Source organism: Streptomyces sp. NPDC059247 (genome assembly GCF_042754005.1).
In the GTDB taxonomy this organism is placed as follows: Bacteria; Actinomycetota; Actinomycetes; order Streptomycetales; family Streptomycetaceae; genus Streptomyces.
The window spans coordinates 264719-277963 of record NZ_JBHYZW010000002.1 but is presented as its reverse complement, the minus strand read 5'-3'; the positions used below and the strand labels follow the sequence as shown (position 1 = coordinate 277963).

8 protein-coding genes and 1 tRNA gene are annotated in these 13245 nt (G+C 69.9%); all 9 read right to left on the bottom strand.

Features of this window, described 5'->3' with window-relative positions:
- Positions 1–155: 155 nt before the first annotated feature.
- Positions 156–229 (bottom strand) — tRNA-Ile (locus tag ACFXGN_RS05160).
- 99 nt (positions 230–328) lie between these two features.
- Positions 329–991, bottom strand: a complete 663-nt coding sequence (locus ACFXGN_RS05155; RefSeq protein WP_384853636.1) for a DUF3566 domain-containing protein — start codon at positions 989–991, stop codon at positions 329–331.
- Between the two features lie 4 nt (positions 992–995).
- A complete protein-coding gene (gyrA, locus tag ACFXGN_RS05150; protein WP_384853633.1) occupies positions 996–3617 on the bottom strand; it encodes a DNA gyrase subunit A in 2622 nt (873 codons plus the stop codon).
- A gap of 41 nt (positions 3618–3658) precedes the next feature.
- Positions 3659–5686: a DNA topoisomerase (ATP-hydrolyzing) subunit B gene (gene gyrB / locus ACFXGN_RS05145; RefSeq protein ID WP_384854503.1), complete on the bottom strand. Its 2028-nt coding sequence runs from the start codon at positions 5684–5686 to the stop codon at positions 3659–3661.
- 712 nt (positions 5687–6398) lie between these two features.
- Complete coding sequence (locus ACFXGN_RS05140) at positions 6399–6950, bottom strand: DUF721 domain-containing protein (protein WP_384853630.1); 552 nt, start codon at positions 6948–6950, stop codon at positions 6399–6401.
- Positions 6947–8068 (bottom strand): DNA replication/repair protein RecF, encoded by a 1122-nt coding sequence (gene recF, locus ACFXGN_RS05135; RefSeq protein ID WP_384853627.1) that lies wholly within the window; start codon positions 8066–8068, stop codon positions 6947–6949. Before recF ends, ACFXGN_RS05140 begins: the two co-directional genes overlap by 4 nt.
- Before the next feature lie 56 nt (positions 8069–8124).
- Positions 8125–9003 carry a phosphogluconate dehydrogenase (NAD(+)-dependent, decarboxylating) gene (gene gnd, locus ACFXGN_RS05130; protein WP_351783320.1) on the bottom strand — a complete coding sequence of 293 codons (879 nt, stop codon included), beginning with the start codon at positions 9001–9003 and terminating at the stop codon, positions 8125–8127.
- A 169-nt stretch (positions 9004–9172) separates the two neighbouring features.
- Positions 9173–10303 (bottom strand): DNA polymerase III subunit beta, encoded by a 1131-nt coding sequence (dnaN, locus tag ACFXGN_RS05125; protein WP_366443574.1) that lies wholly within the window; start codon positions 10301–10303, stop codon positions 9173–9175.
- Between the two features lie 1145 nt (positions 10304–11448).
- Positions 11449–13203 (bottom strand): chromosomal replication initiator protein DnaA, encoded by a 1755-nt coding sequence (dnaA, locus tag ACFXGN_RS05120; RefSeq protein WP_384853622.1) that lies wholly within the window; start codon positions 13201–13203, stop codon positions 11449–11451.
- Positions 13204–13245: the final 42 nt, after the last annotated feature.

Sequence of the window (13245 nt, the reverse complement as noted above, 5' to 3'; positions counted from 1 at the left end):
CGCGACCTCGTCCTTCGTTGACGTAGGGGACTTCTGGCGCCCACTCTACACATCGACCGATACCGATCGGTGACCTGTGCGAGGTTCAAACCTCCGACCACGCCCGGACAAACAGATCGACCCGGACGGAGTACCGTCCGGGTCGATCGTCACTGTGGGGCTAACAGGATTTGAACCTGTGGCCTCATCCTTATCAGGGATGCGCTCTAACCAACTGAGCTATAGCCCCGCCGCGCTTCTGCGGAGTATGTCCCGCGCGCTGACTCCTGAAGATTAGCGCACGTGGGGGCCAGTCCCAAAATCCGTTCCCGGGCCGGCCCCGCACGCCCTACTCGTCCTCGGCGAGCGTCAGCTCCACACCGCCCACGAAGCCCGCCGACAGGTTGTAGATGAACGCGCCCAGCGTCGCCAGGGCGGTCATCAGCACCACGTCGATCACCGCGATCACCGAGGTGAACATCAGCACCCTCGGCAGCGACAGGAACGACTGCAGGTCGAAGCCGTTGGACTCGTTCGAGCCCGTCGCCTCGCTGATCGTGCCGCCGACCGTGGAGAAGACGCCCATGGCGTCCATGACCATCCACAGCACGGCCGCCGCGACGACCGTGCAGATGCCCAGCGCGATGGAGAGCAGGAAGCTCACCTTCATCACCGACCACGGATCGGCCTTGGCCACCCGCAGCCGCGCCTTGCGCGTCCGGGGCGTCGTACGCGCCCCGGTACGCGGTCGGCGCACGGCACCGGTCCCCGTCTGCTGGCCGCCCGGCGCCGAAGCGCCGTACGCCTGCGGCGGATGGTAGGGCCCCGTCGGCTGCGCACCCGTGCGCTCGCCGGGCAGCGGCCCGTTGTAGGTCTCGTACGGGGGCTGCTGCCCCCGAGTGTCCGTCACCGCAACCCCCTGGGAGTCCGTGGCGGAGCCACGGGCGCCGTTCGCTCCAGCACCAGCAGAAGCTCCGGCAGCCGCCGATCCGGCGCCCGTGGCTCCACTCACGCTCTCACTCCTCGTGCTCCCCTGCCGAGAGCTCCGTGCCCTCGACTGTCCCGGTCTCGACCACCACGGTCTCGACCACCGTGTCCTCCGACGCCTCCACGGCCTCGTCGGACTCGTCCACCTCGTCGTCACCGCTCGCCTCGGCGTTGCGCGCGATGCCGACGACGGCGTCACGCTTGCCCAGGTTGATCAGCTGGACGCCCATCGTGTCACGGCCGGTCTCCCTGACTTCGCTGACTCGCGTACGGATCACACCGCCGGACAGCGTGATGGCGAGGATCTCGTCCGTCTCCTCGACCACCAGCGCGCCCACGAGCGAGCCCCGGTCCTCCACGATCTTGGCAGCCTTGATGCCGAGGCCGCCACGGCCCTGGACCCGGTACTCGTCGACGGCGGTGCGCTTCGCGTAGCCGCCGTCGGTCGCGGTGAAGACGAACGTACCGGGCCGGACGACATTCATCGAGAGCAGCTCGTCGTCCTCGCGGAAACTCATCCCCTTGACGCCCGAGGTGGCGCGTCCCATCGGACGCAGCGCGTCGTCCGTGGCGGTGAAGCGGATCGACTGCGCCTTCTTGCTGACGAGCAGCAGATCGTCCTCGGCGGAGACCAGCTCGGCGCCGATCAGCTCGTCGTCCGCGCCGTTCTCGGTCTCGCGCAGGTTGATCGCGATGACACCTCCGGCGCGCGGCGAGTCGTAGTCCTTCAGCGCGGTCTTCTTCACCAGACCGGCCTTGGTCGCGAGCACCAGGTACGGCGCGGCCTCGTAGTCGCGGATCGCCAGGATCTGCGCGATCTGCTCGTCCGGCTGGAAGGCCAGCAGGTTGGCGACGTGCTGGCCGCGCGCGTCCCGGCCCGCGTCGGGCAGCTCGTACGCCTTCACGCGGTAGACCCGGCCCTTGTTCGTGAAGAACAGCAGCCAGTGGTGGGTCGTGGAGACGAAGAAGTGGTCGACGATGTCGTCCTGCTTCAGCTTCGTGCCGCGCACGCCCTTGCCGCCGCGCTTCTGCGAGCGGTAGTCCTCGGTCTTCGTCCGCTTCACGTAGCCACCGCGCGAGATGGTGACGACGATGTCCTCCTCGGCGATCAGGTCCTCGATGGACATGTCACCGTCGAAGGGCACGAGCTTGGACCGGCGGTCGTCGCCGAACCTCTCGACGAGCGCGGCCAGCTCCTCGCTGACGATCGAGCGCTGGCGCTCCGGGGAGGCCAGGATCGCGTTGTACTCGTTGATCTTCGCCTGGAGCTCGTCGTGCTCGGCGACGATCTTCTGGCGCTCCAGGGCGGCGAGCCGGCGGAGCTGCATCTCCAGGATCGCGTTGGCCTGGATCTCGTCGATCCGGAGGAGCTCCATCAGGCCGCCGCGGGCGATCTCGACGGTGTCGCTGCGCCGGATGAGCGCGATGACCTCGTCGATCGCGTCGAGCGCCTTGAGCAGACCGCGCAGGATGTGGGCGCGCTCCTCGGCCTTGCGCAGCCGGAAGCGGGTCCGGCGCACGATGACCTCGATCTGGTGCGTCACCCAGTGGCGGATGAACGCGTCGAGCGAGAGGGTGCGCGGCACGCCGTCGACGAGCGCCAGCATGTTCGCGCCGAAGTTCGTCTGGAGATCGGTGTGCTTGTACAGGTTGTTGAGGACGACCTTGGCGACGGCGTCGCGCTTGAGCACGATCACCAGGCGCTGGCCGGTCCGGGACGAGGTCTCGTCGCGGACGTCGGCGATGCCGCCGACCTTGCCGTCCTTGACCAGGTCGGCGATCTTCTGCGCGAGGTTGTCCGGGTTGGTCTGGTACGGCAGCTCCGTGACCACCAGGCACTGGCGGTTCTGGATCTCCTCGACCTCGACGACCGCGCGCATCGTGATGGAGCCGCGACCGGTGCGGTACGCCTCCTCGATGCCCTTGCGGCCGACGACGAGCGCGCCGGTGGGGAAGTCCGGGCCCTTGATCCGCTCGATCAGGGCGTCGAGGAGCTCCTCGTGGCTGGCCTCGGGGTGTTCCAGGGCCCACTGGGCACCGGCCGCGACCTCGCGCAGGTTGTGCGGCGGGATGTTGGTGGCCATGCCGACGGCGATGCCCGCGGAGCCGTTGACCAGCAGGTTCGGGAACCGGGCCGGGAGGACCGTGGGCTCCTTGTTGCGGCCGTCGTAGTTGTCCGTGAAGTCGACGGTCTCCTCGTCGATGTCGCGGAGCATCTCCATCGACAGCGGCGCCATCTTGCACTCGGTGTAGCGCATGGCGGCGGCCGGGTCGTTGCCCGGGGAGCCGAAGTTGCCGTTGGAGTCGACGAGCGGCATCCGCATCGACCAGGGCTGGGCGAGCCGGACGAGCGCGTCGTAGATCGAGGAGTCGCCGTGCGGGTGGTACGTGCCCATGACGTCACCGACGACGCGGGCGCACTTGTAGAAGCCCTTCTCGGGCCGGTAGCCGCCGTCGTACATCGCGTACAGCACGCGCCGGTGGACGGGCTTGAGGCCGTCCCGTACGTCGGGCAGCGCGCGGGACACGATGACGGACATCGCGTAGTCGAGGTACGAGCGCTGCATCTCGGTCTCGAGCCCGACGGGCTCGATCCGCATGACGGGTTCCTGCTCTTCGGTGGTGCCGGTGGGCGTGGTTTCGTCGGCCATTGCTGGTCGTCAGTCCTTTCGTACGGTCAGCGGGGACCGACTCAGATGTCGAGGAAGCGAACGTCCTTGGCGTTGCGCTGGATGAACGAACGGCGTGCCTCGACGTCCTCACCCATGAGGACCGAGAAGAGGTCGTCGGCCTGGGCCGCGTCGTCCAGGGTGACCTGGCCGAGGACGCGGTGCTCGACGTCCATGGTGGTGACGCGCAGCTCCTCGGCGTTCATCTCGCCGAGGCCCTTGAAGCGCTGGATCGAGTCTTCCCTGATCCGCTTGCCGTTCTGCTTGCCCAGCTCGACGAGCGCGTCCCGCTCCCGGTCCGAGTAGGCGTACTCGAAGTCGTCCCGGCCCCACTTGATCTTGTAGAGCGGCGGGCGGGAGAGGTAGACGTGCCCGGCCTCGACCAGCGGTCGCATGAAGCGGAAGAGGAAGGTCAGGAGCAGGGTGTTGATGTGCTGGCCGTCGACGTCGGCGTCCGCCATCAGGATGATCTTGTGGTAGCGGAGCTTCTCGATGTCGAAGTCCTCGTGCACCCCGGTGCCGAAGGCGCTGATCAGCGCCTGGACCTCGGTGTTCTGCAGGATCTTGTCGATCCGCGCCTTCTCGACGTTCAGGATCTTGCCGCGGATCGGCAGGATGGCCTGGTACATCGGGTTGCGGCCGGACTTGGCCGAACCACCGGCGGAGTCGCCCTCGACGATGAAGATCTCGCACTTGGACGGGTCGTTCGACTGGCAGTCGGAGAGCTTGCCCGGCAGCGACGCCGACTCCAGGAGGCCCTTGCGGCGGGTCAGGTCGCGCGCCTTGCGCGCGGCCACGCGCGCGGTGGCGGCCTGGATCGACTTGCGGATGATGTCCGCGGCCTCGATCGGGTTGCGGTCGAGCCAGTCGTTGAGGTGCTCGTAGACCGCGCGCTGCACGAAGGTCTTGGCCTCCGTGTTGCCCAGCTTGGTCTTGGTCTGGCCCTCGAACTGCGGCTCGCTCAGCTTGACCGAGATGATCGCCGTCAGGCCCTCGCGGATGTCGTCGCCCGTGAGGTTGTCGTCCTTCTCGCGGAGCAGCTTCTTGTCGCGCGCGTACTTGTTGATCAGCGAGGTCAGCGCCGCCCGGAAGCCCTCCTCGTGCGTGCCGCCCTCGTGGGTGTGGATGATGTTGGCGAAGGAGTACACGCCCTCGCTGTAGCCGCTGTTCCACTGCATCGCGACCTCGAGGGACAGGCTCTTCTCCTTGTCCTCCGCCTCCAGGTCGATCACCGTGGGGTGGATCAGCTCGCCCTTGCGCGAGTTGAGGTACTTCACGAAGTCGACGATGCCGCCCTCGTAGTGGTACTTCACCGTGCGGGCGGCGGGCTCGGTGGACTCCGTGGCGGGGACGTCCGCCCCGACCGTGGCCTTCGCCGACTCGCGCTCGTCCGTGAGCGTCAGGGTGAGGCCCTTGTTGAGGAAGGCCATCTCCTGGAAGCGGCGCGCGAGCGTCTCGAAGGAGTACTCGGTGGTCTCGAAGATGTCCGGGTCGGCCCAGAAGGTGACCGAGGTGCCGGTCTCCTCGGTCGCCTCGTGCTGGACGAGCGGGGCGGTCGGGACGCCCATCGCGTACTCCTGCGTCCAGCGGTGACCGTCCGTCTTGATCTCGACGGCGATCCTCGTGGACAGGGCGTTCACGACCGACACGCCGACGCCGTGCAGACCGCCGGAGACGGCGTAGCCGCCGCCGCCGAACTTGCCGCCCGCGTGCAGCACGGTCAGGACGACCTCGACGGCCGGCTTGCCCTCGGAGGCCACGATGCCCACCGGGATGCCGCGGCCGTTGTCGATCACGCGCACGCCGCCGTCGGGCAGGATCGTCACGTCGATGGTGTCGGCGTGACCGGCCAGGGCTTCGTCGACCGAGTTGTCGACGACCTCCTGCACCATGTGGTGCAGACCGCGCTCGCCGGTCGAGCCGATGTACATGCCGGGGCGCTTGCGCACCGCATCCAGGCCCTCGAGGACCTGGATGTTGTTGGCGGTGTACTGGTTGTTCTCGTTGGGGTCGCCGGAATCGGCCACGAAGCGCCCTTTCTGGCACAGCACAGGCCGTTCTCCGGGCATACGGGAGCCGGCTGCGTCGTTCGACATTTCCGCGGGGTGGCGGGATTACCTTCCAGTCTACCGGTAGCGCCGACAGTCATGGGGGTTTGCCGGTACCTGAGTCCGCATGTGCCGCCCTGAGCGGGAGCGAGACGACTCCCCATATCCGGACAGGGGCTTCAGAGCCCCCTGACGGCCACCCAGCGCTTCGGGGTCGATGTCTCGCTGTGGGTGTCCGGCCCGCCGGGTCACGGGCACCGACCCGCGGGGGTGGAACGGGCGGGCGGGGGCCGGACGGAACCCCCGGGCGGCGGGGCGGGGTGCGGTGGAATCGGGACATCCGTACGAACGCGCGTGTACGAGCGCCCGGGCGCGGGCACATGGGCGCGCGGGGCGGGTGGGGGGTAGGGGCGCGCGATGACGGGCCGTCCGCCGAGGAGCCGGGTGGGGCGGGCGCGGGGGCGCGGGAAGGCGGACCGCGCCGGGGCGCCCGCGCGGGAGGACGGCCGGGTGGGGGCTGCCTGGAGCGACGACGGCCCGAGGTGAGGGCGATCCGGTGGGAGCGATCCGGGTGGGGCGGGTCGTACGGGGGGGTGTGCGGGGGCGGCTCGTGTGAGGGCGCGCACACTTTCGGCGGGCGCGCGGCGCACGCCCCTTTCGCCCCGCCTCACGGCCTCGCGCCCCACACCTCGCCCCGCCTCGTGGAAGGGCGGCCCTACCCGTACGTGTCCCCGGGCCCGACGCTGCCGGGGGCCCTGAGCGGTCCGTAGCCGCGCCGGGGCGCACCGGGGCCGAGGACCTTGATCACCCGTACCGTGCCGTGCCCCAGGTCCTCGTTGAGGCGGGCGACGAGCCGGGGGGCGAGCAGCCGCAGCTGGGTCGCCCAGGCGGTCGAGTCGCACTGCACGGTCAGCACGCGCGCGTCCGGCTCGTCGTCGAACTTCAGCGGTACGCAGTGCTTGGCCAGGTCCTCGCCGACGATCTGCGGCCAGCGGCCCATGACTCCGCCGACGGCCGCGGGCGTCTCCCAGCCCCGCTCGGTGATCAGCCGGTTGATCGCGGCGCCCAGCTCCATCGGGTCGCGCCCGTCGGCGCGCGCGCCGGAGCGCAGTCCGCCCCCGCGCCGGGCCTGCTTCTTCTGCTGGGCGGCGGCGCCCCGCGCCTTCGCCTGCTCCTTGGCGGCGCGCAGGGCGACCCTCGCGAGGTCCACCCCGGAGGGTTCGGGGACCGCGGGCCTGTCCACAGGCTGTGGGGAACCTTCGCTCATGTCCGCTCGACCGTCCCGCCCGTCACCGTGTAACGCGCCCCGGCGAGGACACCCGGCACGTCGTCGTCGACGGCCGCGGTGACGAGGACCTGCTCGCCGTCCGCCACCAGCTCGGCGAGCCGTTCGCGCCGCCGTGCGTCGAGTTCGGCGAAGACGTCGTCGAGGACGAGGACCGGTTCGTTGCCCTCGCTCCGCAGCAGGTCGTACGAGGCGAGCCGGAGCGCCAGCGCGTACGACCAGGACTCGCCGTGGCTCGCGTACCCCTTGGCGGGCAGGTCGCCGAGACTGAGGAGCAGTTCGTCGCGGTGCGGACCGACCAGGGTGACGCCCCGCTCGACCTCCTGCTTGCGCACCTCTCCCAGGGCGGCGAGCACCTGCTCGTACAGCTCCTCGCGGGTGTGTCCGGCGCCGGGCGCGGACGGCCGGTACTCGAGGAGCAGCGGTCCTCCGCCGGGCGCCAGCTGCTCGTACGCCTTGTCCGCGAGCGGCTGGAGTACGGAGATCAGGTCGAGCCGCTGGGCGAGCAGCTCCGCCCCGGTACGGGCCAGGTGCTGGTCCCAGACGTCGAGCGTCGACAGGTCCATGCCGCGACCGCCGTGCCGTCGGGCCATCGCCGCCGACTTCAGGAGCGTGTTGCGCTGCTTGAGCACGCGCTCGTAGTCGGAGCGCACGCCCGCCATGCGCGGCGTGCGCGCCGTGATGAGTTCGTCGAGGAAGCGCCGGCGCTCGCCCGGGTCGCCCTTCACCAGGGCGAGGTCTTCCGGCGCGAACAGCACGGTCCGCAGGATGCCGACCACGTCACGCGGTCTGACCTGCGAGGACCTGTTGATACGGGCGCGGTTGGCGCGGCCCGGGTTGAGTTCGAGCTCGATGAGCTGGGAGCGCTCGCCCTGGGTGACGGCGGCGCGCACGACGGCGCGCTCGGCTCCCCTCCGCACCAGCGGCGCGTCGGAGGCGACCCGGTGGCTGGACAGGGTCGCGAGATAGCCGACGGCCTCGACCAGATTGGTCTTGCCCTGGCCGTTGGCGCCCACGAAAGCGGTGACGCCCGGGTCGAGCGGGACCTCGACCCGGGCGTACGAGCGGAAGTCGGCCAGCGAGAGATGCGTGACGTGCATGGTTGGGCGCCGACCTTCCCCGGTGGCTGCGCACCACCGGGTGCACAGCCTGTGGACTACTTCTTGGACTCGACCGCGTGGCCGCCGAACTGGTTGCGCAGCGCGGCGATCATCTTCATCTGCGGGGAGTCGTCCTGCCGCGAGGCGAACCGCGCGAACAGCGAGGCGGTGATCGCCGGGAGCGGCACCGCGTTGTCGATGGCCGCCTCGACGGTCCACCGGCCCTCGCCGGAGTCCTGCGCGTAGCCCCGGAGCGCGTCCAGGTGCTCGTCCTCGTCCAGCGCGTTCACCGCGAGGTCGAGCAGCCAGGAACGGATGACCGTGCCCTCCTGCCAGGAGCGGAAGACCTCGCGCACATCGGTGACGGAGTCGACCTTCTCCAGGAGCTCCCAGCCCTCGGCGTAGGCCTGCATCATGGCGTACTCGATGCCGTTGTGGACCATCTTGGCGAAGTGGCCCGCGCCGACCTTGCCCGCGTGGACCGAGCCGAACTCTCCCTCGGGCTTGAGGGCGTCGAAGATCGGCTGGACCCTCGCCACGTCCTCGGCGGAGCCGCCGTACATCAGCGCGTAGCCGTTCTCCAGGCCCCAGACGCCGCCGGAGACACCGCAGTCGACGAAGCCGATGCCCTTGGCCGCCAGCTCCTCCGCGTGCTTCTCGTCGTCGGTCCAGCGGGAGTTGCCGCCGTCCACGACGATGTCGCCGGGGGAGAGCAGTTCGGCCAGCTCGTCGATGGTGGACTGGGTCGCGGCACCGGCCGGGACCATCACCCACACGACGCGCGGACCCTTGAGCTTGCCCACAAGCTCTTCCAGGCTGTGGACATCGGCGAGGTCCGGGTTGCGGTCGTATCCGATGACGGTGTGGCCTGCGCGGCGGATGCGCTCGCGCATGTTGCCGCCCATCTTGCCGAGACCGACGAGACCGAGCTCCATCAGAGATTCCTTAAGCGTCGTGTGCGGTTCGTACCCGCGTCCGAGCCTACGCCCGGACGCGGGTGCACACCTGTGGGGTCAGCCGCTCAGGCGAAGCCCCGTACGGGGCGCTCGGCCGGAGGGCCGCACCGGCCACGGGCGGCCTCCGGGGGCGTCCCCGGACCCGGGGTCAGCCGGAGAGCCGCACCGGCATGATCAGGTACTTGTACGCCTCGTCCGCCTCGGCGTCCACGGCCGCCCTGCCGCTGAGCAGCGCGGGCTTGGTGGAGGTCGTGAAGGAGAGCTGGGCGACCGGGGAGTCGATCGCGCTCAGTCCGTCGAGCAGGAAGGTCGGGTTGAAGGCGATCGAGATGTCGTCGCCCTCCAGCTTCGCGTCGACCCGCTCCACAGCCTGTGCGTCGTCGCTGGAACCGGCCTCGAGGATCAGCACGCCCTGCTCGAAGCTCAGCCGCACCGGGGTGTTGCGCTCGGCCACCAGGGCCACGCGCTTGACGGCCTCGACGAACGGCGCGGTCTCGATCACGGCGATCGAGTTGAACTCGGTCGGGAAGAGCGTCCGGTACTTCGGCAGGTCGCCCTCGAGGAGCCGGGTGGTGGTGCGGCGGCCCGCGCCCTCGAAGCCGATCAGGCCCTCGCCCTTGCCGGAGCCGGAGAGCGCCAGGGTGACCGTGTCACCGCTGGTGAGCGCCTTCGCGGTGTCCAGGAGGGTCTTCGCGGGCACCAGGGCGACGGCGGAGGCGTCCGGGGACTCCGGCTTCCACAGGAACTCGCGGACCGCGAAGCGGTAGCGGTCGGTGGAGGCCAGGGTGACGGTGTCGCCCTCGATCTCGATGCGCACACCGGTGAGGACGGGCAGCGTGTCGTCACGGCCGGCGGCGATGGCCACCTGCGCGGCGGCGGAGGCGAAGACCTCACCGGGGACGGTGCCGGTGGCGGTCGGCATCTCGGGCAGCGCGGGGTACTCCTCCACGGGCAGGGTGTGGAGGGTGAAGCGGGAGGAGCCGCAGACCACGGTCGCCCGGACGCCGTCGGTGGAGATCTCCACCGGGCGGTTGGGGAGGGCGCGGCAGATGTCGGCGAGCAGACGGCCGGAGACCAGGACGGTGCCGTCCTCCTCGACCTCCGCGCCGACGGAGACACGGGCCGAGACCTCGTAGTCGAAGCTGGAGAAGCTCAGCGCGCCGTCCTCGGCCTTCAGCAGAAGGCCCGCGAGCACGGGCGCCGGCGGACGGGCCGGAAGGCTGCGGGCCACCCAGGCCACCGCCTCCGCGAGTACATCGCGCTCCACCCGGATCTTCACCGGAACCGCCTCCTGCTGTTGCTGGCTCTTCGTCGACTGCGAGAACCAGTCTGACGTACGCCGCCGACACTCGGTGCTGCTCGGGGTCAAGTCGGGTCGAGCAGGCGTCCGAGCTCCGGCGGCGAGTTGTGCACAGGCCCCACTTCGAAGCGGATTCCTAGCTAACTCTAAGTAGGAGTAGTAGTAGGGCCTGTGGAAACGGTGGATAACCCCGTATTCGCAGGTCAGGCCCTGTTTTTTGTCCACCGAGCCTGTGGGTGGAGCCGGTGGAAAACCCGGTGTCTCTGTGGACACCCGAAAGTTCTGCACAGGCCATGCACAGGCGAGGGTGAGTTCTCCCCAGCGATGTCCCCAGCTTTACCCAGGTTCCCCACAGCCCAACCGTCCACCTCGGTGTGACGGCTTTCACTCGGCGCGGTGACCATGGCCGTTTTGTTGCCGAACAGTGGACAGAGGTGTGGAGAAGCTGTGGGCAACGGGCCGCTGCCTGTGGGTTGCCGGTGGACAACCTTCGGAGCCTCCTGTGGACGAAAGTTTTATCCACAGCCTGTGGAGATCTTTTATGCACAATTCCACAGGGTGCTGACCTGGGGTGATGATCTGTCACCAGCCGGGTCTGTGGACACGATCCGGATAACTTCGTAGTCCCCACCCTGTGGACGGGAGATCATCCCCCAATCTGTGGAGAACCTGCCACCGGAGCGGCTTAATCGAACAGCCCGGCGCCCCTGCGACTGTCCGTGCACAGCCGCGTACGGCCCCGCAGGCGCTCCGGAAGGCTCCGAGAAGGGGTCCGGAGGGGGTTCGGAGGGGGTCCGAAGAGGGCTCAGGAGGATCTGGAGCGGTTCTGGAGCGGTTCTGGAGAGGGCTCGGGAACGTCAGGGGACGGCTCGGGGAGCGTCACGGGGCGGCTCGGGACCCGCCTCAGTCGCTGCGCCGGGGGACTCCGCTCGGGACGGGATCCGGGCCCCTCGGCGCCAGGACCGGGTCCGAGCGGGCCGGGCCAGGCCGACGTCCGGGCCCGGCCGTACGCCGGGCCGGCCGCCCCTCGACCGCGTACGGGACAAGAGGTCCGGGAACGGCGAAGGGCGCCCCGGGAGGTGTCCCGGGGCGCCCTTGGGTCCGGCGGTCGCGCCGCCCGCCCGTCAGCCGTTCTTGATGCGGTTGGTCAGCTCGGTGACCTGGTTGTAGATGGAGCGCCGCTCCGCCATCAGCGCGCGGATCTTCCGGTCCGCGTGCATCACCGTCGTGTGGTCACGCCCGCCGAACTGCGCGCCGATCTTCGGCAACGACAGGTCCGTCAGCTCCCGGCACAGGTACATGGCGATCTGCCGTGCCGTCACCAGGACGCGGCTGCGCGACGATCCGCACAGGTCCTCCACCGTGAGCCCGAAGTAGTCGGCCGTGGCCGCCATGATCGCCGGTGCGGTGATCTCCGGCGACGAGTCGTCGTCGCCCGGGATCAGGTCCTTGAGGACGATCTCGGTCAGCCCCAGGTCCACCGGCTGCCGGTTGAGGCTCGCGAAGGCGGTCACCCGGATCAGCGCGCCCTCCAGCTCGCGGATGTTCCGCGAGATCCGGGAGGCGATGAACTCCAGCACCTCCGGCGGGGCGTTCAGCTGCTCCTGCACCGCCTTCTTCCGGAGGATCGCGATCCGGGTCTCCAGCTCCGGCGGCTGCACATCGGTGGTGAGGCCCCACTCGAAGCGGTTGCGGAGCCGGTCCTCCAGGGTCACCAGCTGCCGGGGCGGCCGGTCCGAGGAGAGCACGATCTGCTTGTTCGCGTTGTGCAGGGTGTTGAAGGTGTGGAAGAACTCCTCCTGCGTCGACTCCTTGCTCGCGAGGAACTGGATGTCGTCGACGAGCAGGATGTCCACATCGCGGTAGCGCTTGCGGAAGGCGTCGCCCTTGCCGTCCCGGATCGAGTTGATGAACTCGTTGGTGAACTCCTCCGAGCTCACGTACCGCACGCGCGTGCCCGGGTAGAGGCTCCGCGCGTAGTGCCCGATCGCGTGCAGCAGGTGGGTCTTGCCGAGGCCCGACTCGCCGTAGATGAAAAGCGGGTTGTACGCCTTCGCCGGCGCCTCCGCCACCGCGACGGCGGCGGCGTGCGCGAACCGGTTCGAGGAACCGATCACGAACGTGTCGAAGAGGTACCGGGGGTTCAGCCGCGCGTGCTGCTCGCCCGGCGCGCCCGCGCCCTGCCCGGTGGAGGAGGAACCCGGGCCCGGCACGGGACCGCCCGGCCGGGGGCCGGGGCGGGCGCCGTGGCCCTGCGGGTCGGGCAGCTCGGAGCGCTCGGGCCGCTGCGGCTCGTAGCCCCGGGACGGCTCGTCGTAGCGCGGCTGCCGGGACTGCTCGGGTCCGGTGTACGGCGCGCGCTCCTGGTAGCCGCCGAGCCGCGGCTGCTGCCAGGACAGGTCCTCCTGGGTCCGCGGCCAGGCGCCGGGGTCGGGCCGCTGCTGCCCGTAGTCCGGGTAGGCGGGGCGCGCGGTGGGCAGCCCGTCGTCGGGCATCGGCCGGTGACCGTAGCCGTCGTACTTCTCGTACGTCTCCGACTGCCCGCGCTCGTCGTACCGGGACTGCTGCGGCTGCTGCGCGGGGGGAGCGGGCGGCGACGGCTCCCCGACCGACTCGTCGACGGTGATCGCGATCCGGATCGGCCTGCCGCACTCATGGCTGAGGGTCTCGCTGATCAGCGGGGCCAGACGGCCCTCCAGGACGCGCTTGCCCCACTCGTTGGGGACGGCGAGCAGCGCCGTGTCGGCGACCAGGGCGAGCGGCTGGCAGCGTTCGATCCACTGCTTGTCCTTGGGCTCGATCCCCTGCTGGCCCTCGGCGAGGAGACGCTCCAGGACGCGTGGCCACACTGCGGCAAGATCGGCAGGTACGTCAGCCACAGGGCACGCTTTCTCGCAGGTCCCACGATGGTGTGGTTCTCG

Excerpts from the sequence above, each read along its gene's own strand:
- gyrA (WP_384853633.1), bottom strand. The coding sequence starts at position 3,617 with ATGGCCGACGAAACCACGCCCACCGGCACCACCGAAGAGCAGGAACCC.
- ACFXGN_RS05140 (WP_384853630.1), bottom strand. The coding sequence starts at position 6,950 with ATGAGCGAAGGTTCCCCACAGCCTGTGGACAGGCCCGCGGTCCCCGAA.
- recF (WP_384853627.1), bottom strand. The coding sequence starts at position 8,068 with ATGCACGTCACGCATCTCTCGCTGGCCGACTTCCGCTCGTACGCCCGG.
- gnd (WP_351783320.1), bottom strand. The coding sequence starts at position 9,003 with ATGGAGCTCGGTCTCGTCGGTCTCGGCAAGATGGGCGGCAACATGCGC.